22 protein-coding genes are annotated in these 25,055 nt (G+C 57.2%); 12 read left to right on the top strand and 10 right to left on the bottom strand.

The genetic code is table 11. The features are described 5' to 3' along the window. Positions 1 to 3 precede the first annotated feature (3 nt). The 3 genes from ccoM to NTD86_RS17980 form a co-directional block, all read right to left on the bottom strand. Positions 4 to 117: a cytochrome c oxidase subunit CcoM gene (gene ccoM / locus NTD86_RS24275; RefSeq protein WP_315974756.1), complete on the bottom strand. Its 114-nt coding sequence runs from the start codon at positions 115 to 117 to the stop codon at positions 4 to 6. A gap of 145 nt (positions 118 to 262) precedes the next feature. Continuing rightward, the gene (locus tag NTD86_RS17985; RefSeq protein ID WP_262204177.1) at positions 263 to 424 is read right to left on the bottom strand and encodes a hypothetical protein; all 162 of its coding nucleotides are present in this window, start codon (positions 422 to 424) and stop codon (positions 263 to 265) included. Between the two features lie 97 nt (positions 425 to 521). Continuing rightward, on the bottom strand, positions 522 to 833 hold the full coding sequence (locus NTD86_RS17980; protein WP_262204176.1) for an aspartate-semialdehyde dehydrogenase: 312 nt from the start codon (positions 831 to 833) through the stop codon (positions 522 to 524). 155 nt (positions 834 to 988) lie between these two features. Here NTD86_RS17980 and rapA point away from each other — a divergent pair, with 155 nt between their 5' ends. Beyond that, on the top strand, positions 989 to 3,835 hold the full coding sequence (gene rapA, locus NTD86_RS17975; RefSeq protein ID WP_262204175.1) for an RNA polymerase-associated protein RapA: 2,847 nt from the start codon (positions 989 to 991) through the stop codon (positions 3,833 to 3,835). Positions 3,836 to 4,069: 234 nt separating this feature from the next. Further along, positions 4,070 to 6,268 (top strand): putative bifunctional diguanylate cyclase/phosphodiesterase, encoded by a 2,199-nt coding sequence (locus NTD86_RS17970; RefSeq protein ID WP_262204173.1) that lies wholly within the window; start codon positions 4,070 to 4,072, stop codon positions 6,266 to 6,268. Between the two features lie 158 nt (positions 6,269 to 6,426). Here NTD86_RS17970 and NTD86_RS17965 read toward each other — a convergent pair whose 3' ends face one another. Continuing rightward, complete coding sequence (locus NTD86_RS17965; RefSeq protein ID WP_262204172.1) at positions 6,427 to 6,732, bottom strand: DUF2288 domain-containing protein; 306 nt, start codon at positions 6,730 to 6,732, stop codon at positions 6,427 to 6,429. 357 nt (positions 6,733 to 7,089) lie between these two features. Here NTD86_RS17965 and NTD86_RS17960 point away from each other — a divergent pair, with 357 nt between their 5' ends. From NTD86_RS17960 to NTD86_RS17940, 5 genes are all read left to right on the top strand, one after another. Next, on the top strand, positions 7,090 to 8,229 hold the full coding sequence (locus NTD86_RS17960; RefSeq protein WP_315974758.1) for a branched-chain amino acid ABC transporter substrate-binding protein: 1,140 nt from the start codon (positions 7,090 to 7,092) through the stop codon (positions 8,227 to 8,229). A gap of 248 nt (positions 8,230 to 8,477) precedes the next feature. After that, positions 8,478 to 9,401 carry a high-affinity branched-chain amino acid ABC transporter permease LivH gene (livH, locus tag NTD86_RS17955; protein ID WP_048369467.1) on the top strand — a complete coding sequence of 308 codons (924 nt, stop codon included), beginning with the start codon at positions 8,478 to 8,480 and terminating at the stop codon, positions 9,399 to 9,401. After that, the gene (locus NTD86_RS17950) at positions 9,398 to 10,654 is read left to right on the top strand and encodes a high-affinity branched-chain amino acid ABC transporter permease LivM (protein WP_262204168.1); all 1,257 of its coding nucleotides are present in this window, start codon (positions 9,398 to 9,400) and stop codon (positions 10,652 to 10,654) included. The genes livH and NTD86_RS17950 overlap by 4 nt, the downstream gene beginning before the upstream one ends. Beyond that, positions 10,651 to 11,418 (top strand): high-affinity branched-chain amino acid ABC transporter ATP-binding protein LivG, encoded by a 768-nt coding sequence (gene livG / locus NTD86_RS17945; protein WP_262204167.1) that lies wholly within the window; start codon positions 10,651 to 10,653, stop codon positions 11,416 to 11,418. The genes NTD86_RS17950 and livG overlap by 4 nt, the downstream gene beginning before the upstream one ends. Continuing rightward, complete coding sequence (locus tag NTD86_RS17940; RefSeq protein WP_262204165.1) at positions 11,419 to 12,120, top strand: ABC transporter ATP-binding protein; 702 nt, start codon at positions 11,419 to 11,421, stop codon at positions 12,118 to 12,120. It begins immediately after the preceding gene. A gap of 128 nt (positions 12,121 to 12,248) precedes the next feature. On the opposite strand, the gene NTD86_RS17935 is transcribed toward NTD86_RS17940, so the two are convergent. Continuing rightward, positions 12,249 to 13,181: a LysR family transcriptional regulator gene (locus NTD86_RS17935; protein WP_262204164.1), complete on the bottom strand. Its 933-nt coding sequence runs from the start codon at positions 13,179 to 13,181 to the stop codon at positions 12,249 to 12,251. Positions 13,182 to 13,285: 104 nt separating this feature from the next. Between NTD86_RS17935 and NTD86_RS17930 the strand changes: the two genes are divergently transcribed. The 5 genes from NTD86_RS17930 to NTD86_RS17910 all read left to right on the top strand — a co-directional run bounded on the left by NTD86_RS17930 (position 13,286) and on the right by NTD86_RS17910 (position 18,537). After that, on the top strand, positions 13,286 to 13,885 hold the full coding sequence (locus NTD86_RS17930; RefSeq protein ID WP_262204163.1) for a short chain dehydrogenase: 600 nt from the start codon (positions 13,286 to 13,288) through the stop codon (positions 13,883 to 13,885). Between the two features lie 131 nt (positions 13,886 to 14,016). After that, positions 14,017 to 14,688, top strand: a complete 672-nt coding sequence (locus NTD86_RS17925; protein WP_262204162.1) for a COG3650 family protein — start codon at positions 14,017 to 14,019, stop codon at positions 14,686 to 14,688. A 118-nt stretch (positions 14,689 to 14,806) separates the two neighbouring features. Further along, complete coding sequence (locus tag NTD86_RS17920; protein ID WP_262204161.1) at positions 14,807 to 16,417, top strand: NAD(P)/FAD-dependent oxidoreductase; 1,611 nt, start codon at positions 14,807 to 14,809, stop codon at positions 16,415 to 16,417. Positions 16,418 to 16,673: 256 nt separating this feature from the next. After that, positions 16,674 to 17,855, top strand: a complete 1,182-nt coding sequence (nhaA, locus tag NTD86_RS17915) for a Na+/H+ antiporter NhaA (protein WP_262204160.1) — start codon at positions 16,674 to 16,676, stop codon at positions 17,853 to 17,855. An 82-nt stretch (positions 17,856 to 17,937) separates the two neighbouring features. Further along, positions 17,938 to 18,537 carry a hypothetical protein gene (locus NTD86_RS17910; RefSeq protein ID WP_262204158.1) on the top strand — a complete coding sequence of 200 codons (600 nt, stop codon included), beginning with the start codon at positions 17,938 to 17,940 and terminating at the stop codon, positions 18,535 to 18,537. Between the two features lie 85 nt (positions 18,538 to 18,622). Here NTD86_RS17910 and NTD86_RS17905 read toward each other — a convergent pair whose 3' ends face one another. From NTD86_RS17905 to NTD86_RS17885, 5 genes are all read right to left on the bottom strand, one after another. Further along, positions 18,623 to 19,087, bottom strand: coding sequence for a glycine zipper 2TM domain-containing protein (locus tag NTD86_RS17905; RefSeq protein WP_262204156.1), 465 nt, complete (start codon positions 19,085 to 19,087; stop codon positions 18,623 to 18,625). A gap of 194 nt (positions 19,088 to 19,281) precedes the next feature. Next, positions 19,282 to 19,929 (bottom strand): pyridoxamine 5'-phosphate oxidase, encoded by a 648-nt coding sequence (gene pdxH / locus NTD86_RS17900; protein ID WP_262204154.1) that lies wholly within the window; start codon positions 19,927 to 19,929, stop codon positions 19,282 to 19,284. 24 nt (positions 19,930 to 19,953) lie between these two features. Continuing rightward, complete coding sequence (locus NTD86_RS17895; RefSeq protein ID WP_262204152.1) at positions 19,954 to 21,105, bottom strand: OmpA family protein; 1,152 nt, start codon at positions 21,103 to 21,105, stop codon at positions 19,954 to 19,956. A 110-nt stretch (positions 21,106 to 21,215) separates the two neighbouring features. Next, positions 21,216 to 22,361, bottom strand: coding sequence for a serine hydrolase domain-containing protein (locus tag NTD86_RS17890; protein ID WP_262204151.1), 1,146 nt, complete (start codon positions 22,359 to 22,361; stop codon positions 21,216 to 21,218). A gap of 292 nt (positions 22,362 to 22,653) precedes the next feature. Beyond that, entirely contained in the window at positions 22,654 to 25,005 is a 2,352-nt protein-coding gene (locus NTD86_RS17885; RefSeq protein WP_262204149.1) for a beta-galactosidase, read from the bottom strand. Positions 25,006 to 25,055 lie beyond the last annotated feature (50 nt).

The following is a 25,055-nucleotide window of genomic DNA, read 5'->3' as shown; positions in this document are numbered from 1 at the left end:
GCGCTACTTATTGCGCTTCTGGGCGTCTTTCCAGATAAAAAAACCCAGGCCTGCGAAAAACAACACCATCAGACCGACCGTTAATACCCCTGCGATAACCACATTATCGAGAAACATGACGGCCTCCTGCGGATGTCTGTTTGCCTGTTGAAGCTAGGTTAACCACACAGGCAGGCGCAGAACTTGACCGGGATCAATAGTGATCACGACCTTGGAGAGCATGGAGGGAAAAGTTGACTCAGATCAGGTTAAACGCCACACCTCAGCGCTTTTTAGGCTTCTTTTTAGGTTTTTTCTTGGCGCTCGTCAGCGGCATCGCTTGCTCGAAAGCCTGGCGCACTTCATTCAGGCGCTTTTCATTGATGTCATGCACGCGCTTGGCACGCTCTGCACCCAGGTCAACCAGTTTGCTGTCTTGGCTCATATAAATCGGGTCACTGTCAGAGGCTGTTGGCTAAAAGGGTTTCAAGGGACAGCCCAATAATGCGTGGAGCCTGCACAACAGGCCAGAAAAAGTCGACTCAGACCTCGATATCAATCCAGACGCCCTGACGTGGCGCACCATCGACAACGCCATCAGGGGTGTGTTGATCCGCCTCGCTGCCATCAGCAACCGGCACGCCTGCCTCCTGCTGGCGCTGCTGTTGCTGGCGTTGCTGCTCTTCGCGCAACAACAGCGTCGCCTGATCGGCATCACGCTGCTTGAGGTTGACCGTGCTGTCACCCGAACTGGCCTGCGTGGGCACGACCGCCGGGATGTCCGGGCGCGGACGTACCGGGTCTTGTTGTGAGGTCACGGGGACAACGCTCAGCGGTAGAATCGGCGGCAGCATGGTCGAATGCTCCTGTTCTGAGGCCAACTGAAAACCACTCGTCGAAAAGCGCCAGGGGCTTCTTTTGAGTAAAGCAGCTTTTTGTGAGAGTCCTTTGGACTGAGGCCCCTGCTGCGTTAATATACTCGGCTTTTTCAAAGCGGGAGTCAGGCAGCATGGCGCAGCAGTATCAACCGGGGCAACGCTGGATTAGTGACAGCGAAGCTGAGCTAGGCTTAGGCACCGTTCTGGCACAGGACGGTCGCTTGCTGACCGTGCTCTATCCGGCCACTGGCGAAACCCGCCAATATTCGCTGCGCAACGCCCCACTCACGCGCGTGCGTTTCTCGCCAGGCGACACCATCATCCACTTCGAAGGCTGGAAGATGACCGTTCGCGAAGTCGAAGACGCCAACGGTCTGATGGTTTACCACGGTTTCAACGAGCGCAACGAACTGGTAACGCTGCCAGAAACCCAGCTGTCGAACTTCATCCAGTTCCGTCTGGCCAGCGATCGCTTGTTTGCCGGGCAAATTGACCCGCTGTCGTGGTTCGCGCTGCGTTACCACACCCTTGAACACACCAGCCGCCAGTTGCAATCGCCACTGTGGGGCCTGGGTGGCGTGCGTGCACAGCCGATTGCCCACCAACTGCACATTGCCCGTGAAGTCGCTGACCGCATCGCCCCACGTGTTTTGCTGGCCGACGAAGTGGGCCTGGGCAAAACCATTGAAGCGGGCCTGGTGATCCATCGCCAGTTGCTCAGTGGTCGCGCCAGCCGCGTGCTGATCGTGGTCCCGGAAAACCTGCAACACCAATGGCTGGTTGAAATGCGTCGCCGCTTCAACCTTGAAGTCGCGCTGTTTGACGAAGAACGCTTCATTGAAAGCGATGCCGGCAACCCGTTTGAAGACTGCCAGTTAGCCCTGGTGGCCCTGGAGTGGCTGGTTGATGACCCTAAAGCTCAAGAAGCGCTGTTCGCTGCTGACTGGGATCTGCTGGTCGTCGACGAGGCTCACCACCTGGTGTGGCACGAAGACCAGGTCAGCCCTGAGTATGGCCTGGTTGAGCAACTGGCTGGCGTGATCCCTGGTGTCCTGCTGCTGACGGCAACCCCGGAGCAACTGGGTCAGGACAGCCACTTCGCCCGTTTACGCCTGCTCGATCCAAACCGTTTCCACGATCTGGCCGCCTTCCGCGCCGAAAGCGAAAACTATCGCCCGGTCGCTCAGGCGGTGCAGGAACTGCTGGACAAAGGTCGCCTGTCACCTGAAGCCAACACAACCATTCACGGCTTCCTTGGCGCAGAGGGCGACTCGCTGCTGGCAGCCGTCAATGAAGGCGATGCTCAAGCCAGCGCGCGCCTGGTTCGCGAACTGCTCGACCGCCACGGCACTGGCCGCGTTTTGTTCCGTAACACTCGCGCCGCGATTCAAGGCTTCCCTGAGCGCAAACTGCACGCCTACCCGCTGCCGTGCCCAGACGAATACCTCGAACTGCCGGTAGGCGAACACGCCGACCTGTACCCGGAAGTCAGCTTCCAGGCCCAGCCGGACGCCAGCGATGAAGAGCGCTGGTGGCGCTTTGACCCTCGCGTAGAGTGGCTCACCGACACCCTGAAAATGCTCAAACGCACCAAAGTACTGGTGATCTGTGCCCATGCCGAAACGGCCATGGACCTGGAAGACGCCCTGCGCGTTCGCTCCGGCATTCCTGCGACAGTCTTCCACGAAGGCATGAATATTCTTGAGCGTGACCGCGCAGCCGCGTACTTCGCCGATGAAGAGTTCGGCGCGCAAGTGCTGATCTGCTCGGAAATTGGCAGCGAGGGCCGCAACTTCCAGTTCGCCCATCACTTGGTGCTGTTCGACCTGCCATCCCATCCGGACCTGCTGGAACAACGTATCGGCCGTCTGGACCGTATCGGCCAGAAGCATGTAATTGAGCTTCACGTGCCGTATCTGGAAACCAGTCCGCAAGAGCGCCTGTTCCAGTGGTACCACGAGGCATTGAACGCCTTCCTCAACACCTGCCCGACGGGTAACGCCCTGCAACATCAATTCGGCCCACGCCTGTTGCCGTTGCTCGAAGGCACTGACGATGACCAGTGGCAAGCCCTGATCGACGAAGCGCGCGCCGAGCGTGAACGTCTGGAGCAAGAGCTGCACACCGGCCGTGACCGCTTGCTCGAGCTCAACTCCGGCGGTGCAGGAGAAGGTGAAGCGCTGGTTGAGGCGATTTTGGAGCAGGACGATCAATTCACCCTGCCGATCTACATGGAAACCCTGTTCAATGCGTTCGGCATCGACAGTGAAGACCATTCCGAAAACGCCCTGATCCTCAAGCCGAGCGAAAAAATGCTCGACGCCAGCTTCCCGCTGGGTGACGACGAAGGCGTGACCATCACCTACGACCGCAGCCAGGCGCTATCGCGCGAAGACATGCAGTTCATCACCTGGGAACACCCGATGGTGCAAGGCGGCATGGACCTGGTGCTCTCGGGCTCGATGGGCAACACCGCGGTGGCATTGATCAAAAACAAGGCACTCAAACCTGGGACCGTACTGCTCGAGCTGATTTACGTGAGCGAAGCCGTTGCCCCGCGCGCCCTGCAGTTGGGTCGCTACCTGCCGCCTGCAGCCCTGCGTTGCTTGCTCGATGCCAATGGCAACGACCTGTCTTCACGCGTGGCCTTCGACACCCTGAATGAACAGCTAGAAAGCGTTCCACGCGCCAGCGCCAACAAATTCATCCAGGCCCAGCGCGACAACCTGACGCCAAAAATCAATGCCGGTGAAGCCAAGGTCGCCCCGCGTCACGCCGAGCGTGTGGCCGAAGCACAACGCCGTTTGGCTGCGGACACGGAAGAAGAGTTGGCACGTCTGACAGCGCTGCAAGCGGTTAACCCGACCGTGCGTGACAGCGAGTTGGTTGCCCTGCGCAAACAGCGTGAACAAGGCCTGGCCATGCTTGAAAAAGCCGCGCTGCGCCTTGAAGCGATTCGCGTACTGGTAGCCGGCTAACCCACCTTCTGCGGGAGCGAGCTTGCTTGTGATCTTTTGATCTTTAAAAGATCGCGAGGCAAGCTCGCTCCTACAGACCATTCATTCCCTTACTGTAATAAATAGCCCATTTTTTATTGCAAAATGATTGGCATCATATAGCTACCACCCTCCCCCGCCTTATCCCACCCTCTACACTGAAAACACGTTAGCACCTGCTGACTAGCAAACTTGGACTCAGCGCCGAGGGCCGTAATGGATTGGTTCGAATGGCAGTTTCTCGGCAAACATGTAGAACATAGCCAACAAATACTGCACAGCAGTCATAACCTTTACTTGGTATTGATTGCTTGGCTGGTCGCTTGTGCGGCAAGTCTGGCCACGCTGCAGATGGTTGAACGCGCTTGCAACGCCGAAAAAACAACCGCCAAGACGCTTTGGCGCTGGCTCGGGGCTAGCTGCCTGGCTGGTGGCATTTGGGCCATGCATTTCATCAGCATGCTGGCCTTTGAGTCATCCATTGAAGTCCATTACAACCTGGTCATCACCATAGGCTCGCTGCTGATCATGTGGGTCAGCGCTCTGCTTGCCATGTACCTGCTCAATCAGCCCTCGCTTTCACGCGCCCGCATGATGCTGGCGGCGTTGATATTTGGCCTTGGAATAGGCGGCATGCATTACAGCGGCATGTCGGCCATGCACACCTACAGCCATCAGCAATATGACCCCATCGGGGTTGCCCTCTCCCTGGTACTGGCTGTCGGGGGCAGTTACTGGGCGTTGCTTATGGCCATCGCACTACGCTCAACCCAGGGTGTAGTTCACCAACTGTTCAAATACGCCATCAGTTGCACCGCAGGCACCGCCATTCTCAGCGTGCACTTTATCGGCATGTGGGCACTGCATAGTTTTTCACCGCTGGATGCAGGCAGCCAGGCGTACATCGAGACCAATCACTGGCAACTGGCCCTGATGGTCGCCGTGATTACGCTGCTATTGATTGGCAGCAGCATCAGCGCGGCACTGGTCGATAAGAAATTGCAGCAAAAAGAGCAGGACCTGGCACGGGTCAACGCCCTGCTCAGCCAACTCGATGAGGCGCGGATGTTTTTGCAGCAAGTGGCGCATTACGACCCGCTGACCAACCTGATCAATCGGCGCGGCTTCAACCAGATCTTTGCTGAAAAACTCGCTGACGCTACCGCTAATAACAACAAACTGGCGGTGCTGTTTCTCGACATAGACCACTTCAAGCGCATCAATGACAGCCTGGGCCATGACGCCGGCGATGAACTGCTGCAAAACATCGCCAGCCTCATCAGAGGCACGGCGCGAGGCCATGAAGATGTCGTTGCGCGATTTGGCGGTGATGAGTTCTGCATCCTGATCGACATTCACCAGCGCGACGAAGCACAAAACATGGCCAAGCGGATCATGCACACGCTCAAGGACCCCATAGAGCTGGCTGGCAGGCGCATGGTCATGACCACCAGCATTGGCATCAGTGTGTTCCCGGACGACGGGACCACCCCAACCGAGTTGCTCAAGCAGGCGGACCTGGCGCTCTACCAATCCAAGGGCAACGGCCGAAACAGCCTGAATTTTTTTAGCCGCAACCTGACAACTCGTGCCTCACTGGAGCTGCAGATAGAAGAAGAACTGCGCCATGCACTAACCGAAGACACCGGGCTGGTGCTGTATTACCAACCCATCGTCGACCTCAAACACGGGCGCGTCGCCAAGCTCGAAGCCTTGGTGCGCTGGGAGCACCCCGAGCACGGCCTGCTGTGCCCGGATCGCTTTATCAATATCGCCGAGACCAACGGGCTGATTGCCCAACTCGACCATTGGGTCTTGCGCAAGGCCTGTACTGATCTGGCGACGCTTTCACGGCTCGGCTGGCAACAGTTGGGGATCGCGGTGAATTGCTCAGCGCTTAACCTGGTGCGCGAGGAACTGGCTGACGAAATCGAAAGCGCGTTATATACCTCAGACATCGCCCCACATCGGCTGGAACTGGAGGTCACTGAAAACGCACTGATGGGCAACATCAGCAACACCTCGCAGCTATTGCGTCAGATTCGTGCGCTGGGGGTGTCTTTATCGATAGACGATTTCGGCACCGGCTACTCCTCCCTGGCCTATTTGAAGCGCCTGCCACTCAACACCTTGAAGATCGATCGCTCATTCATCCAAGACATTCAAACGTCCAGCCAGGACATGGAGATTGTCCAGGCGATCATCGTCATGGCCCACACCCTGCAGTTGCAGGTGGTGACCGAAGGTGTCGAGACCACTGAGCAACTGGAGCTATTGCGCCATTACGGTTGTGACTTCATCCAGGGTTACCTCATCAGCCGCCCGGTGGAGCTTGATGCGCTACCCAGGGTGCTGGAGCAGCTCAATACGTCCCATCGTTTTACGTCGAGCTATTCAGCTCTCCAAATCCAGTAGAACGATCGGCTGCACGGGTTTACCGATCAAAAAATGCCACGATGGTGACTGTGGCATTTCTCTACGGCAAGTGGCCATCATTGGGTAAGCAGTTACTGGCCTACACACCACAGCACCTGAATCTCAGCTCAATGAATGCGCAAATTTGGTGCGTACAATTATTTTTCTGCCCTCTTCTGGACCAGCACCCATGGCGAAACCACCACGGCCCATAGCTGCGGGGCATGCTCAAGAACGTCTAGCGCCTGCTCTGTAGTCATCTTTCCAAACAACCCGGAGTCCATCCAGGCCCTGATTTTCTCTGCTTCATCCTGAGTCACGGCCATTGCGGCCTCGATCAAGTCCAGTGCGGGGTCAACCCACAGCAAATCGCCCTTGGCGAAGAACGGTTGCAACACCTGCCATTCAATTGTTGAGGTCTCGCCGAGCAGTTTGGCATAGAGGGTGCTAGGTTCTTGAGTCATGGGATCCACCAGGTAAAAAAATCGGCGCAATGATAGCGCCGCCTACCCGGTAGATGAACCCAAAGAGAGGGATAGAAACGATCAAAGAGCGAAAGCAAAAGGGTTACCCGTTGACTTGGCAACATCTCGATATAGATCAACAACATAATCCGCCGCTATTTTGTCTCTTTCTTTCGTTTAAGCGACATTTCCTGCTTTTTCTCCCGGTAGCCCGCTATTCAAGCGTTGAACCGGCGCTCTACACTGTACCGGTACAGTTGCAGGGGGGATTGGTCGGGAATTTCGCTCAGAAAAAACCCGGTCCGGCTGCCTTGGCTTCCAGGACTATAAAAATTACAACAGAAGAGTGGAGCACCAATAAAGATGGCTAAGAAGCAGATTACTAAACTGTTTGCCGCTATGGTTTTGGCCGGGGTTGCCAGCCATTCGTTTGCTGCAGATACCATCAAGATCGGTATTGCTGGCCCTAAAACCGGGCCCGTGACCCAGTACGGCGACATGCAGTTCACTGGCGCCAAACAAGCTATTGCAGATATCAACGCCAAAGGCGGTGTCGACGTAAACGGCACCAAGCACCTGCTTGAAGCCAAAGAATACGACGACGCTTGCGATCCGAAACAAGCCGTTGCCGTAGCCAACAAAATCGTCAACGACGGCGTCAAATTTGTTGTGGGCCACCTGTGCTCAAGCTCCACTCAGCCTCCTTCGGACATCTACGAAGACGAAGGCATCATCATGATCACGCCGGCCGCAACTGCGCCGGAAATCACCGCTCGTGGCTACAAGAACGTCTTCCGCACCATCGGCCTGGACAGTGCCCAAGGCCCGGCAGCGGGTAACTACATCGCCGATCACGTGAAGCCGAAAGTGGTCGCTGTCCTGCACGACAAGCAGCAGTACGGTGAAGGCATCGCTACCGCCGTTAAAGAGACCCTGGAAAAGAAAGGCGTCAAAGTCGCGGTATTTGAAGGCGTGAACGCAGGTGATAAAGACTTCGCGGCCATCATCGCCAAGCTCAAGAAAGATGACGTAGATTTCGTCTACTACGGCGGCTACCACCCAGAGCTGGGCCTGATCTTGCGCCAGGCTCAAGAAAAAGGCCTGAAAGCCAAGTTCATGGGTCCGGAAGGCGTGGGTAACGATTCCATCTCGCAAATCGCTCAAGGTGCCTCCGAAGGCCTGCTGGTTACCCTGCCACAAGCATTCGACCAACAGCCTGAGAACAAGGAACTGGTTGCCAAGTTCGTCGCCGACAAGAAAGACCCTACTGGCCCGTTCGTGTTCCCGTCCTATACCGCTGTTGAAGTGATCGCCCAAGGTATCGAACAGGCGAAAACCGAAGACACCACAAAGGTTTCAGAAGCGATCCACAGCGGGACATTCAAAACCCCAATGGGCGACCTGGCTTTTGATGACAAAGGCGACCTGAAGAACTTTAAGTTCGTGGTCTACGAATGGCACTTCGGCAAACCTAAAACTGAAGTAAGCCCTCAATAAGGGTCGGTTCTTGATCTGACTACAAAGCCCACTGCGCGAACGGTGGGCTTTGTTTTACGGGCCGTAGGCCCACAGAAATTGGGCCGCGCTTTCGTGATCCGGAAGTCTCCCCACCTGAAAATCTTTAAAACCGTCACCAGCGGTTCGCTGGCAAAAGACCTGTGCTCAAACGGCTGAAAAAACCGTAAGAAGCAGGCCGGAAAATGACTCCACCAGTGAAATGCGTCTCAGGTTTTTAGGAGCTTGTAATGCCTGACATCTATCACTTCTTCCAAATGCTGGTTAACGGCCTCAACGTTGGCAGCACGTATGCCCTGATCGCCATCGGCTATACGATGGTTTACGGCATTATTGGAATGATCAACTTCGCCCATGGCGAGGTGTACATGATTGGTTCCTACATCGCGTTTATCGCCATCGCCGGTTTGACCATGATGGGCCTGGACAGCGTGCCATTGCTGCTGACCGGTGCATTTATCGCGAGCATCGTAGTGACCAGTTCCTACGGCTACAGCATTGAACGGGTCGCTTACCGTCCCTTGCGTGGCAGCAATCGCTTGATCCCCTTGATCTCTGCCATCGGCATGTCGATCTTCCTGCAAAACATGGTGCTCCTGTCCCAGGACTCAAAAGACAAATCGATCCCCAACCTGATCCCGGGCGGCTTCAGCTTCGGTCCAGGCGGTGCGAGCGAAGTTGTCATCTCCTACATGCAAATCGTGGTCTTCGTCGTCACTCTGGTGGCCATGCTCGGCCTGACCCTGTTCATCTCCCGTTCACGCTTGGGCCGCGCCTGCCGCGCCTGTGCCGAAGACATGAAGATGGCCAACCTGCTGGGTATCAACACCAACAACGTGATCGCCTTGACCTTCGTGATTGGCGCAGCCCTGGCAGCCGTTGCTGCTGTTCTGATCAGCGTGCAATACGGCGTGATCAACCCCGGTTCAGGGTTCCTGGTAGGGCTTAAAGCCTTTACGGCTGCAGTATTGGGCGGGATTGGCAGTATTCCCGGCGCCATGCTCGGCGGCCTGGTGCTTGGTGTGGCTGAAGCCTTTGGTGCTGACATTTTCGGCGACCAGTACAAAGACGTAGTGGCTTTCAGCTTGCTCGTATTGGTACTGCTGTTCCGTCCGACCGGCATTCTGGGACGTCCGGAGATTGAAAAAGTATGATCAGGAATCTTAAAGCGGCGCTCTTCAGCGCCCTGTTGGTCTGGGCCGTCGCCTACCCGGTACTCGGGTTGAAACTGACCATCGTCGGAATCAACATTGAAGTTCACAACACCAGCACCTTTACCCTGAGCGTGATTGCGATCTGCTCTGTGCTGATGTTTTTGCGCGTGCTGTTCCACCATCAACTGAGCGCCGCCTGGCGTGCGTCACCGAGCCTGCCGAAAGTCCCCACCAAAGCGACTAACTTCCTGACTCTGCCCAGCACCCAACGCTGGATCATTCTGGGATTGGTCGTCGTTGCACTGGTCTGGCCGTTCTATGGATCACGAGGCGCTGTCGACATCGCCACTTTGATCCTTATCTACGTGATGCTGGGCCTTGGCCTTAACATCGTGGTCGGCCTGGCTGGCCTTCTGGATCTGGGGTATGTAGGGTTCTACGCCGTCGGTGCCTACACCTATGCACTGCTGGCGCATTACTTCGGCCTGAGCTTCTGGGTATGCCTGCCATTGGCGGGGTTGATGGCCGCAACCTTTGGTTTCCTGCTGGGGTTCCCGGTGCTGCGCTTGCGTGGCGACTACCTGGCTATCGTGACCCTGGGCTTTGGTGAAATCATCCGTTTGTTCCTGCGTAACCTGACGGACATCACCGGTGGGCCGAACGGCATCAGCAACATTCCAAAACCGACCCTCTTTGGCCTGAGCTTCGACCGGACCGCCGCCGAGGGCATGCAGACCTTCCACGAATATTTCGGTATCGCCTACAACTCGATCAACAAGGTCATCTTCCTGTACCTGATCGCGCTGGTGCTGGTGCTGATCGTACTTTTCGTGATCAACCGCTTGCTGCGCATGCCAATTGGTCGCGCGTGGGAAGCCCTGCGTGAAGACGAAATCGCCTGCCGCGCACTGGGCTTGAATCCTACCGTTATCAAACTGTCGGCGTTCACCCTGGGCGCTACCTTTGCCGGTTTCGCAGGCAGCTTCTTTGCCGCTCGCCAAGGCCTGGTGACCCCGGAATCGTTCACCTTCCTGGAGTCGGCGATCATTCTGGCGATCGTGGTCCTGGGCGGCATGGGCTCGCAACTGGGCGTAATTCTGGCGGCGGTGGTGATGATTCTGTTGCCTGAACTGATGCGTGACTTCAGTGAGTACCGGATGCTGCTGTTCGGCGCCCTGATGGTCGTGATGATGATCTGGCGGCCGCAAGGTCTGCTGCCTATGCAACGTCCTCACCTGGAGCTGCGAAAATGAGCCGCGAGTTACTGAAAGTCAGCGGCCTGAGCATGCGCTTTGGCGGCTTGTTGGCGGTGAACGGCGTAGCCCTGACCGTCAAGGAAAAACAAGTGGTATCGATGATCGGCCCTAACGGTGCCGGTAAAACCACCGTGTTCAACTGCCTCACAGGCTTCTATAAGCCGTCGGCAGGCACCATCCTGCTGGACGGCGAGCCGATCCAGGGGCTGACTGGCCATGAAATCGCTCGCAAGGGCGTAGTGCGCACCTTCCAGAACGTGCGCTTGTTCAAGGACATGACCGCCGTCGAAAACCTGCTGATCGCTCAGCATCGTCACCTCAACACCAACTTCCTGTCGGGTCTGTTCAAGACCCCGGCGTTCCGTAAAAGCGAACGCGAGGCCATGGAATTTGCCGCGTACTGGCTGGACAAGGTCAACCTGACCGAATTCGCCAACCGCCCGGCGGGCACCCTGGCCTACGGTCAGCAACGCCGACTGGAAATTGCCCGCTGCATGATGACGCGCCCGCGTCTGCTCATGCTCGACGAGCCAGCGGCGGGGCTCAACCCCAAGGAGACCGAAGACCTCAAGATGCTCATCAGCGTGTTGCGCAACGAGCATAACGTCACGGTGTTGCTGATTGAGCACGACATGAAACTGGTCATGAGCATTTCCGACCATATCGTGGTGATCAACCAGGGCACACCTTTGGCCGACGGGACCCCGGAGCAAATCCGCGACAACCCTGACGTGATCAAAGCCTATTTGGGGGAAGCGTAAATGCTGCAGTTTGAAAACGTCTCGACCTTCTATGGCAAGATCCAGGCGCTGCACAGCGTCAACGTCGAAGTGCGCCAGGGTGAAATCGTGACCTTGATCGGCGCCAACGGCGCTGGCAAATCCACCCTGATGATGACCCTGTGCGGTTCCCCACAAGCCCATAGCGGCAGTATTCGCTACATGGGTGAAGAGCTGGTGGGCCTGACCTCGGCGCAGATCATGCGCAAGAGCATTGCAGTTGTGCCAGAAGGTCGTCGGGTGTTTGCTCGTCTGACCGTAGAAGAGAACCTCGCCATGGGCGGATTCTTTACTGAAAAGCACGATTATCAGGAGCAGATCGACAAGGTCTTGCACCTGTTTCCGCGTCTCAAAGAGCGCTTCACGCAACGTGGTGGCACCATGTCCGGTGGCGAGCAGCAAATGCTCGCCATTGGCCGGGCGCTGATGAGCAAGCCCAAGTTGCTATTGCTTGATGAGCCGTCACTGGGGCTGGCGCCCATCATCATTCAGCAGATATTCGACATCATCGAACAACTGCGCGATGAGGGTGTGACCGTGTTCCTGGTCGAGCAGAACGCCAACCAGGCGCTCAAAATCGCTGACCGCGCCTACGTACTGGAAAATGGCCGAGTGGTGATGCAAGGCACTGGCGAGCAATTGCTCAACGATCCAAAAGTTCGCGACGCGTACCTCGGCGGCTAAGTTCGCCAGAAAAACAAAACGGCCCTTCGGGGCCGTTTTTCATGTACCTGTAGATTCCGCTGCGCCCTGTGCACCGCAAGGTTACGAGGGGCTGCTTCCTGCAGCCCGCATCGCACCGTCGTCAGCAGCTAGACGATCGCGCTGCCGTCCCCTGTAACCGTTACCGAGCTTTGCTCGCCGCGCTGGAACCACTGCACCAGATAATCCGCCAACACTTGGGTGCGCTTGGGCAAGCCGCCCTCATAGGGATGTACCAGGTACATTGGGTTGCTACGTGTCTGATACCCAAGCAATACCTGTCGCAAGCGCCCGTCAGCCAGTTCCTCATGAAGCATGTAAGACGGCAACCGCGCAATACCGGCACCAATCACGGCGGCCTTTTTCAGCAGGCTGTAATGATTACTGGCAAAAAGCCCAGAAACCCTCACCCGATGCAGCTCATGCTGCTGGTGGTATTGCCACTCTTCACGACCGGCATAGTGACTGTTGAGCAGGCAGCGGTGCTCGGCCAACTGCGCCGGGGTTGTGGGCTCACCGTACTGTTCAAGGTACGCCGGGCTGGCACAGGTCATTTCGTGCCAGATCAGTACGGACTTGGCAACCAATCGCTCATGGCTGCCGACTTGCGAACGAATCGCCAGATCAAACCCTTCGCGCATCAAATCGCGGTAGCTGTTATTTAATTCCAGCTCGATCTGTATCAAGGGATATTCACGGGAAAACTCCAGCAGCAAGGCGTCGAAAAAGGTTTCTCCCAGCGAAACCGGCACCGTCAGCCGCACAGGCCCGGCCATGTCGTCCTTGAGCCGCGCCAGCGCCTGATGCGCCCGCTCGACTTGCACCACCAGCGCTTGTGCTTGCGGCAATAACGCCGCGCCCGCTGCGGTCAGGCTCAAGCGCCGCGTGGTGCGATGCAGCAAGACCACCGCGTACTGTGCCTCCAATTGGCTGATGCGCTTGGACAACTGCCCTTTACTGCAACCCAATTGCTGGGCAGCCAAGGTAAAGCTCCCCGCATTGATCAGCACGGCAAACGCCGCCAAGTCATCCATTTCACTCATGGATTGTTTCCATATGAAAACCAAAGGTTGCCTATTAGTGCGCTTATCGCACCCAAAAACCAAGACTAGACTGAGTTCACACTTCCTCACCCAAGGGCTTTGTGATGAAAATTCTGTTGATCGGTGCTAACGGCACAGTAGGTTCTGCCATTGATCGCGAGCTGTCCGCGCGCCATGAGATCGTGCGTATTGGACGCAAAAGCGGTGATTTTCAGGTTGATATCAGCGACAGCGCGTCGATTCGCGCCCTGTTTGAAAAAACCGGCCGTTTCGATGCGCTGATTTGCGCAGCGGGCAATGTGAACTTCGTGCCGCTGGCCGACATGACTGAGAAAGACTTTGCCCTGGGCTTGCAGGACAAGTTGATGGGGCAGGTCAATCTGTTGCTGATCGGCCGCGAGTTCGCCAACGACGGAGCCTCGTTTACCTTCACCAGCGGTGTCATCAACCGCGAGCCCATCCGCACGGGCAGCTCGGCAGCACTGGTCAATGCCGCGATAGACGGCTTTGTTCGGGCGGCGGCAATTGAACTGCCACGAGGCCTGCGCGTTAACTCCGTCAGCCCTACCGTACTGGCAGAAGCCATGGACAAATACGCACCGTATTTCCGCGGATTCAAACCTGTTGCCGCCGCCGATGTCGCCCTGGCTTACGCGAAAAGCGTCGAAGGCCTGCACACCGGGCAGACATATCTGGTGGGCTAAACCTACATTGCCAACTTTGGGAGCGGGCATGCTCGCGGCACCAGCAAGCCCGATCCACCGGTTGCAATGACGCCCCTTGTGATGCACGTCGAGCCTGAGTAACGTGGCGGCATTAGTCAGGAGACCCAATAATGCCTACTGCCCGTTCCTTAGTTCTCGTCGCCCTGTTGCCCGTCTTTGCCGGCTGCCAGATGTTTAACAGCAAACCGGTTGATAACACCGCCGGCCTGAGCCGCCTGCAAGGCGAATTGGTGACGGATAATGGCCAACTGATTTTCCAACCGTGCGTGGGTCAACAGCGCTACGTCATCAGCGACGGCGCCACCACCACGCTGGTACAAGACGCAACGGATATGCCCGACAAGCCCGGCAAACTGTTCGCCGACATTCGCGGTAGTTTCGTCAGCGCAAAAACCCCTGACAGCACCGGTGAAGTAAAGCTGCAGCAGGTGTACCGCCTCGAGCGCAGCAGTTCAGCGTGCAATGACCCCAACTTCAAGCAACAGACCGTCCATGCCAACGGCAATGCCCCCGCATGGGAAGTACAGGCGGGTGGCAAGGGCCTGGTTCTGATACGTGAGGGCCAGCAAGACCTGGCATTGCCTTATGTTGAAGAACAAGTCGGTGATGGCCGCTTCTACCTGTCCACTGAAGCCAATAACCAGCACATAGAACTGTGGGTCGCGCCGCAACGCTGCACCGACAGCGCCAATGGCAGCGTGCAACACTTGGCCGCCGAACTCAGGGTCAATGGCCAGGTTCAACGCGGGTGCGGCTATTTCGGGGGCGCTCGAAACGACTAATCGACAACTGTCACCAGAGTTTGCTGTTTTAGCCTGACCCTCCGGCTCGAAGGCGCATATAATCCCCGGCTCGCTTAAGGCTGCCGGGGTTTACCTGGCCCCGAAACTGGACTCCGTCATGTTACGAATCACCGAACTCAAGTTGCCAATCGACCATCCCGAAGAAGACCTGCGCGCCGCTATCGTGCAGCGCCTGGGCATCGCTAGCGATGATTTGCTCGATTTCACCTTGTTCAAGCGCAGCTACGACGCGCGTAAAAAATCCTCCGAATTGTGCTTCATCTACACCATTGACCTGAATGTGCGTGATGAAGCCGCGCTGCTGCGCACGTTCGCCGATGACCGTAACGTCAACCCGGCACCCGATGTCAGCTACAAAGTGGTAGGCCAGGCCCCTGAGGATTTGAGCGAACGCCCGATTGTGGTGGGTTTTGGCCCCTGCGGGATTTTCGCCGGTCTGCTCCTGGCCCAGATGGGGTTCAAACCGATCATTCTGGAGCGCGGCACCGAAGTGCGTCAGCGCACCAAAGATACCTGGGGCCTGTGGCGTAAAAACGTCCTCAACCCAGAGTCCAACGTGCAGTTCGGTGAAGGCGGAGCGGGGACGTTCTCCGACGGCAAACTTTACAGCCAGATCAAGGACCCGAAACACCACGGTCGCAAAGTGCTGCACGAGTTTGTCAAAGCCGGCGCTCCCGAAGAGATTCTTTACGTCAGCAAGCCACACATCGGCACATTCCGCTTGACCGGCGTGGTTGAAAACATGCGCCAGCAGATTATCGCGCTGGGTGGTGAAGTGCGTTTTCAACAGCGCGTGACTGACGTGCTGATTGAAGACGGACAACTGACCGGCGTGGTATTGGCTGACGGCGAACAACTGAAGGCCCGTCACGTGATCATGGCTCTGGGCCATAGCGCCCGCGACACCTTCCGCATGCTGCATGGCCGTGGCGTGTACATGGAAGCCAAGCCCTTCTCGGTCGGCTTCCGTATCGAACACCCGCAATCACTGATCGACAGCGCACGCCTGGGCAAATACGCAGGCCACCCGAAACTCGGCGCTGCCGACTACAAACTGGTGCATCACGCCAAAAACGGTCGTTCGGTCTACAGCTTCTGCATGTGCCCGGGCGGTACTGTGGTAGCCGCGACCAGCGAGCCAGGGCGCGTGGTCACCAATGGCATGAGCCAGTATTCGCGTAACGAACGCAATGCCAACTCCGGGATCGTGGTCGGTATTACCCCTGAAGACTACCCGGGAGGCCCACTGGCTGGCATCGAGTTGCAGGAACGCCTGGAAGCCCACGCCTATGTGCTGGGCGGCAGCAACTACGAAGCACCCGCACAGTTGGTCGGCGACTTTATTGCTGGCAAGCCGTCCACGGCGCTGGGTACAGTTGAACCGTCCTACAAACCTGGTGTGGCACTGGGCGATCTGGCGCTGGCCCTTCCCGCTTATGCCATTGACGCCATACGCGAAGCGCTGCCTGCGTTCGAGAAGCAGATTCGGGGTTTCTCGATGCACGACGCGGTACTGACTGGTATCGAGACCCGCACATCGTCACCACTGCGCATCACTCGCGACGCGTCGATGCAAAGCCTTAACGTCAAAGGTCTGTTCCCGGCCGGTGAAGGGGCAGGTTATGCAGGCGGCATCATGTCGGCCGGCGTAGATGGTATCCGCATCGCCGAAGCCGTAGCACGCGACATCCTCGGCCTCGAGGCGTAACACCTCCCTGCTCTGCTGGAGCGAGCGTGCGTCACGGTTTTTGACCGTTTAAACGACCACCAGCCTCGCTCCAGCAAGACCTTTCCTACAGCATCGATCGCTGTTTCCTGACTCATTTTGATACATGACTGATAGTCTCGTGTGCAGCGCGAGATCAAGCGGCCACTTATAACAAAAAAGAATATAGTTTTTGTTTTAACAACTATCCGCACAGGTTAGGGTGTCGCACCTAATATCCATTCGTTGGAGAGCCACCTTGCCTCTGCGTAGCACTTTCACTCGTTTCTTTCAGATGGAAGCTGCCAGCGGGCTGCTGTTGATTGCAGCTGCGGCTCTGGCGTTGATCATCAACAACTCACCGCTGTCCCACTACTACACGGCCTTTCTTGATGTGCCGGTCGCCGTGCAGATCGGCGCCCTGCAAATTGCCAAACCTTCGCTGCTGTGGATCAACGACGGGCTGATGGCCCTGTTCTTTCTCCTGATTGGCCTGGAGGTCAAGCGCGAGCTGCTAGAAGGCCACCTGTCCAAACCCTCACAGGTCGTGTTGCCAGGCGCCGCCGCCATTGGCGGGATGGTCGTACCGGCACTCATTTACTGGTTCCTCAACAAAGACTATCCGGACGCGCTGGACGGCTGGGCGATTCCCATGGCCACCGACATTGCCTTTGCCCTGGGCGTACTGGCCTTGTTGGGCAAGCGGGTACCGGTATCACTCAAGCTCTTTCTGATGACACTGGCGATCATTGACGATCTGGGGGCGATCATCGTAATTGCGGTGTTTTACTCCAGTGAACTGTCAGGCGTTTCCTTACTGCTGGCTGCGGCCTGCCTGATCGCCTTGATCGTGATGAACCGCATGGGCGTGATCAAGATCGCACCCTACATGATCATCGGTCTGATCCTCTGGGTCTGCGTGCTCAAGAGCGGTGTACATGCCACGCTGGCTGGCGTGACCCTGGCGTTCTGCATCCCGCTGCGTACCAAAAACGCCGAAACGTCGCCGTTACTAACCATCGAGCATGCCCTTCATCCGTGGGTCGCCTACGGGATTCTGCCGCTGTTCGCCTTCGCCAACGCTGGCGTTTCGCTCACAGGTGTCAACCTGCACAGTTTCACCCACCACGTACCGATGGGAATTGCCGCTGGCTTGTTGATCGGTAAAACCGTGGGTGTGTTTGGCCTGACCTGGATCGCCATCAAAGCGGGCCTCGCAGCACTGCCCACAGGCGCCAACTGGGGCCAGGTGTTCGGGGTGGCGATTCTCTGCGGCATCGGCTTTACCATGAGTCTGTTCGTCGGTTCGCTAGCTTTTGTGCCCGGCAGCAGCGATTACGTCGGCATGGACCGCATGGGTATCTTGACCGGCTCGATCCTTGCCGCATTGATTGGCTATGCCGTGACAGCCCTTTTCAGCCGCAAACAGGCAGTCGCATAACTCAACTTCATCAGTAACCCTGATAAGGGCAACACCAGCAATCGGTGTTGCCCTGCGCAATTTGTCGCCCTACGAGGGAAATGTGGACGCAAAACTTCAGTTCGTACAATTCGCTGGGATCAGTGTGATGTTCCCTGCCGCGCTGGTAATCGCAGCGTGGCTATGGGCTGCTGCCTCAAAAAAAATTGCCTGCTTGTGGTTGGGCGTATTGCTGTGCGCCTACTTCATCGTAGGCGTGACCAAAATCCTGTTCAAAGGTTGGGGAATCGGATTCCACGGACTCGACATAGCGGTGTTCAGCGGCCATGCAACCAACTCCTGCCTGGTCTTCACCGTGATGTTGAGCCTGTTGTGCCAACAGATTCATCCACGCCTGCGCTGGCCTGCATTCGGGATTGGGGTCGTGCTGACCTGGTGGTTCAGCATCAACTACATCGGCCATACCATCCACCCATTGGCTGAAGCGATTGCGGGCGCGCTGGTAGGGACAATCTCGGCGGGCGTGTTCCTGATGCTGCTGAGCCATCACCCCATCGGCAAAATCCCTCGCCCGGCGCTGGCCATGGGCTTGGTTGTGGTGCTGGTATGCAGTTTGAGCCCGAAATACTCGGCAGAAAAGCTCCTGGACCACATTGCCATATCGCTGTCCGGTGCCGAGCAGGCCTTCAGGCGCTCGTCTTAAGCGGCCTTGCCGACGCCACTGCCACATAAAAAAACCCCGGCCAGTTCATACTGGCCGGGGTTTTGTTTGAGCGCTGACTTAAGACTTATTGGGTCACACGGCTGGTGCCGTCAACGGTCATGATACGAACGCGCTCACCGGTACGGAATACCTGGTTTGGCTCAACTTGCTGAACATAGGCGCGGGTGCTGCCGTCGTCTTCACGTACGGTGATTTCCACACCTTGGGTCTTGGTCAGGCCCGATTCGGCCGCCGAACCCAGCAAACCACCCGCTACCGCACCAATCACTGCAGTGACGATGCTGCCACGGCCGCCGCCGATGGCGCTGCCGCCAACGCCGCCGATCACAGCACCAGTGGCTGCGCCGATCGGGGTCTTGGTACCTTCAATTTGTACAGGGCGCAAGGCAACGATAGTGCCAGTACGTACGGTTTGTACACGACGCGCTTCATCACGCGAGTAGGTGTCACCGGTCAGGTTCGAGGCGCAGCCGCTCAACAGAACTGTCATGGTTGAAAAAGCCGCAACTAACAGTACGGTCTTACGCATAGGGTCAACTCCAAAAGATCAGGGATTTATTAAACTCTGCCGCCGGGTGCCTGTCACCGCGCAGCGCAGATAATGTGGTCTTTATTCAGCGCTTGTACAGACACAACGTGTGTAACAAACGCTTGCAAACTGATGACAAGGGTAGCGCGAAAAAGTGGTTTTGCCTTGCACGCCTTGCGTGTTTATTGCGTTTTTCAGGGTGCCAGACGCTCACGAACCCATTCATCGCCCTCTCGGCGATAGTTGAGCCGATCGTGCAAGCGGCTCGGTCGGCCCTGCCAAAACTCAATACGCTGTGGCAACAAGCGGTAACCGCCCCAGTGTTCCGGGCAGTGCGGCTGTGTATCGCTGAAACGCGCCTGGGTGGCTGCCAGCAGCGCAGCCAGTTCCTCACGATCAGCAATTACCTGGCTTTGCGGCGAGGCCCAGGCGCCAATTCGGCTGCCCAGGGGGCGAACTTGATAGTAAGCGTCCGACTCCTGCGCAGTCACCTTGACCACTTGGCCTTCGATGCGCACTTGACGCTCCAGAGTCGGCCAGAAAAACGTCATGGCGGCAAAGGGACGCGCAGCCAACTGCTCACCCTTGGCACTGGTGTAGTTGGTGAAGAAGGTAAACCCCTGCTCGTCCAGCCCTTTGAGCAAGAGTACCCGGCAATGCGGGCGACCCTCGGCATCCACTGTGGCCAGGGTCATGGCATTGGCCTCCACCGGTGGTTGCTCGGTCTTGACCGCGTCATTGAACCACTGATGAAACAGCGCGAAAGGTTCGGCCGGGGCTTGTGCCTCGGCCAGTCCATCACGGGTGTAATCGCGGCGCATATCGGCCAGCGCTTGAGTCATGGAGGCAGTCCTTCCCTAAACCAATCAGTTTTTGCTCTGATCGTTGGCAGCCACTTTCTTGTCAGCGGCGGTTTGAGCCGCTGCCGGTTTTTTGGCCGGGGCAGCTTTTTTAGCCGGGGCAGCCTTCTTGCTGCGTGTCGCTTTTTTGGTCGACACTGCATCGGTCTTGGCCAACGTCGAAGGCGCAACAGCCGGTTGTGCGGCGACCAGCTCTTCTGGAGTCAGTACCGGCTGGCTGTATTTGCTGACCAGCGCCAGCATGGTCGCTTGCGGGGTCATCATGATTTCAACGCGGCGGTTGAGAGCGCGGCCTTCGTTACTGTCGTTGGCTGCACGTGGCATCACCGACCCCATACCACGCAGGGTCAGGCGGTTACCTTGCAGACCGCTCATGCGAAAGATCGCGGCAACCGATTTGGCACGGTCCAGGCTCAGGCGGGTGTTGGCCGCCATGGTGCCGGACGAATCCGCATGGCCCAGTACCAGCACGGCCGTTTTAGGATCGCCTTCAACCACTTTAGCGACGCGGGTGAACGGGCCGAGCATCGACGGCATCAACAAGTCTGGACGTGTCGGTTTGAACGCCGTATCTGCCGAAGCAACAATCACGATCAGGTTCTCGCGACGTTCCAGTTGCAGGTTGGAGTCTTTGATTGCAACGCGCAAGCGCGGCTCGTACTCGTCCAGCCAGGCTTGAGTCACTTTCGGATCCGGCATCGGGATCACACCCACCGGAGCAGGTTGGGCAGCCTTGGAATCACCACCAAATGGCCACCACCAGTTTTTTGAAGTGCTTGCAGCAGGTGCGGCATCAACTTTGGCAACCACTGGTGCCTTATCGGACGGAGCGTCTTTTTTGGACGAGTCAGAGCTAAAAGGCCACCAACTGGAGCCGCTGTCTTTATTGCTGGAAGCTGCAGCCACCGGAGTCGGTGCAGGGGTGGGTGCCGGGGCCGCTGCGGCCGTTTTCGCGGCTGGCGCTGCAGGAGCCGTTGCCGTTGGGGTGTCTGTTGGCTTGGCCGAAGCACTGGCCGTCTTGTCTGAAGTGGTCGAAGCCTGATCAGACGACCCGAACTGCCACCATTTGTGGCCGCCTTCGGCGTCATTCTGTGGAGTTTGAGCGCAACCGGTAATAGCCAGGCAAAGAGCCAGGGCGAGGGTCTTATTAGATGACATTGAATATCCACACAATGAATTAAAAATAAAAAGGCACTACGCCTATATAAAAAAACGTATTGAACACATAAAAGCTATCGCGTTCCGACCTACGGTTTATAAATACCCGGTTATAAACACTTGGCCAATACTTTCACCAACTTCTGCGCGCGGGGATCCATCAATACATAAGGGCCTAGTGTATTAGTCACAAAGCCGAATGCAACCTCACGTTCAGGATCTGCAAAACCTATGGAGCCGCCCGCTCCCGGATGACCAAAAGCCTTGGGCCCAAGACCGAAAGTCGCATTCGGCGTATCTGGCTGATCGAGCATGCAGCCCAGTCCCAGACGAGTCCGCGTGAGCAGGGTTTTATCTTCCCCCAGACTGTGTTCGCGGGTCAGTTGCTCAAGCATTTCTGCTTCCAGCAAACTACCGTCGAGCAAGCCGCTATAAAAACCAGCCAAACTCCGCGCATTACCATGACCATTCGCTGCCGGCTGTTCCATACGACGCCACTCCGGTTTATTGGTGCTGGTCATAATAGACGGTGGATTTGCAAATGCCCGCGTTGTCATGGACAACGGCTCAGTCATCATCGCTTTCAAAAGCCGCTGAGCCGCGGCATCTCCCATGTTGCCCTTGCTGCGGGCAATGTGAGCGACTCGATAAAACTCTTCATCAGCCAACCCGACATGAAAGTCCAGCCCCAGTGGCTTGGCCGTGCGCGCCACAATCGAGTGACCCGCACTGCGACCGTCTGCGCGACGAATCAACTCGCCCAGCAACCAGCCATAAGTAATTGCGGCATAACCGTGACCTTCACCCGGTGTCCACCACGGCGCCTCTGCGGCCAGCGCATCGACCATGGTTTGCCATTCGTACAGCGCATCCGCCGGCATTGACTCACGCAACGCCGGTAACCCCGCGCGATGGCTCAAGAGCTGTCGAAGCGTGATGGACTCTTTACCAGCGGCTGCAAACTCAGGCCAATACTGCGCAACAGGTGTATCCAGAGCGAGCTTGCCCTCTTCGACGAGTTGCAATGCCGTCACTGCAGTAAAAGTCTTGGTACACGAAAACAGGTTAACGATGGTGTCTGTATGCCACGCCTGCTCGCCGTCCTTGTCGGCTGTGCCAGCCCACAGATCGAGCACTGTTTCGCCAGCTATTTGGATGCACAGTGCTGCACCGCGCTCTTGCGGATCATTAAACAGATCAGCAAACGCCTCGCGTACGGCTTCGAACTTAAGGTCATGAAAACCCTGAATATGCACCTCAACCTCCTGGATCAAGCATTGCTTTGCAATGCGTGCATTGTTCCAGCACCCGTCAAAATTTGGAACAGCGCAAAGCGCTCAGAACGCACAATTTATGGGCATTTTCATGGTGCTGCGGAAGGTATCAACCCGTAGATGGATTTTTTGTGAAAAGGCCTTGGCAAGCCCCACGCCTATTCAGTGTTAAACGCTTGACTCGCCCCTACCTCTGCAGGAGCGAGTTGATTCGCGAGCTTTAAATTAATCGCAGCGCTGCAACAGTGAGCGCTCAGCCCTCCAAGGAGTCCGCTTAATGCCCTTTACCCGAGTGCCCGCCCGCATGGCCCGTGCCAGAGCTTGCGCCCTTCCCGTCCTGGGGCGTGTGCAGTGGCGCCTTGATTGACTTGTCAGCCTCTACTTGAGCCTTGACCGCCTCTTGCCCCAGTTGGTCAAGCGCCTGCAAGTTTGTCTTGCGTACGCTGTCGACAAAGCCGGTAAACGGCAGGTCGGTGATGCCGATCATGCCAAAGTGGCCGTTTTCACCATCAAGCAGACGACCGGTCACGGGTTGGTCGAGGTACTGGAACCAATGCACGCCGACAATCGACGGTTCGGCCACGGCCTGTTTTATGAATTTGGCATAAGCCGGGCCGCGCGCCTCTTCACTGGCCACTTCGGTCACGCCACCCCAGAACGGGCCACGGTCGCGAGAGCCAAAGTTGAATTCGGTAATCATCACCGGCTTGTTCAGTTCACGCAGCTTGGCGAAGTCATAACCGTCCTGGGGTTGCAGGGTGTAGAAATTGAAACTCAGCACATCGCAGTACTGCGCGCACGAAGCCACGGCCTCCGGCGTGCTCACCGCGAAGCGCCCACCCAGCAGCAGGTGATTCGGCGCGTGCCACTTCAGCGAGTCGGAAATAGTCTTGAAATAGGTGTCTGCGAAAACTTTCTGGAAGTAGGTGTAGTCCGCTTCGATTTCAGGGTGTTGCGCATTGGGCAGCGGCCCATTGAAGCCCGGATCTTCCATCAACTCCCAGGCCGGAATATCAACGCCCCAGGCTTTGGACAGACCTTGCTGGTTGCGGTATTTGTCACGCAACTGCTTGAGAAACGCCCGTTTGGCAGGCGCATCCGTTGACATGCGCAACGTCCCAAGGGCCAATGCGTAACGTGATTGAGGGTCATCCCCGCCACCGGCCCACGCCAGTTCGTTATCAGCGAAATAGCCGATCAGCCACGGGTCATCGCGATGGTCGCGGGCCGCAATGGCCACGGCACGCTCAGTGGCCATGGCAAAACGCGGGTCAAATGGATCAGGCATGCCGCCCCACCAGTCGCTTCCGGTACTGATGCTGTTGTAGTCCCCGACAATCGATAATGGCAGGGTGTAAGGCACGCGGTCGTTCATCACCAGCGCCGGATCGCTCCAGTTACCGATAGTATTAAACCCCCAGGCCTGTAGGCGATCCAGCGTGTGGGCCTGCCAGCGTTTGGCATCAAAGGCTTCAGGTGCACAAGGAATAGCCGGATCGGAACCAGGCTCGGTTTTGCCAACGACGCACGACTCCCCGTAGATCCGCTGCAGGTTGGCTGTGTAGAAGTTGTACCAACGGCCAGAATCAAAAGCCCGGCCCTGAGAGGCGCCGTTGTCATTGGCGCTGTTGGAGGTGCCGTAATAGCCTGACAGGTGCTCGCCCGGCTTCGGCAGATCGCTGAACATCCACTCGCGCCCACCGACATAGGTCTGGCTGTCATTGGCAGTGACCGCGTTCAGGCCCAACGAATAAAACGGGTGGCCTTCGGGAGTCACCAGGTACCAGCGACCATTGCGTTTTTCTGTACGGAAAAAACCGGACGCCGCAAACGCCGGCCCCTTGAGTAACCCGCCGTACTGATCCAGCCCTGTGCGGGCCGCCAACCAACCCTTGAGCTGTTGTTGCTCCTTGGCTGCAGCAGCCTTGAGTTGTTCATCGCTGGACACACGTTCCGGCCATTTCGCCCGGGTGGACTGGCCGTAAGCATCGACGATTGAGCCATACACCGTCTTGATCACACCCGTGCCGTCCTGCACGCCAAAGCGCTCCAGCAGGATGCTTTGTGCCGCAATGGGTTGCGGGATCGACAACGTCACTGAGACCACTTGGCTGCGATCAATTGCGCCTTGGCTACTGGCCAGCAAACTACGCTGCCCGTCGATGTTCATTGGCATCGGCGGACCTGCGCGCATGCCCTGGCTGCGCGCAGAGTTTGCCTCCAGCGGCAACAACAGGGTTTGCGCGGGGCCCGCAGGTAAATCAACGCGACTGGTGAGGGTCTTGCCATCCTTGCTCTGCACCGTGATGTCGAGCGTGAGCGCCCAACTCATGGCGTTTTGAATACGCAGTGTCATCATTCCCGATTGCGACCAGTCCCACACACCGGTTTGCGGGGTCAGGCGCAAGCTGGGCGCGGCTGCCGGGTTGAAAGTCACACGACGCAATACTTCGCCTTCTGCTGTTTGCTCCGCGTTGTACTGCGGCAAGTTCGCATCCACCGTTGCCACTTGCACCACATCGGCCGGGCGAACGAAATTGAACAGGGTTTGCTGGCCGGCAGGCGCAGCCAACAGCGCAGGCGAGATCAGCAACGCAAAAGCTGCAGACAATGAACGGCGAATCATATGAATCAGGTTCTCCCTAACGGCCCAGAAAGGCCTGTGAGGCTCTAAAA

This window comes from Pseudomonas sp. 7P_10.2_Bac1 (assembly GCF_025465935.1).
GTDB lineage: Bacteria > Pseudomonadota > Gammaproteobacteria > Pseudomonadales > Pseudomonadaceae > Aquipseudomonas.
This window is presented reverse-complemented; position numbering and strand designations above follow the sequence as displayed.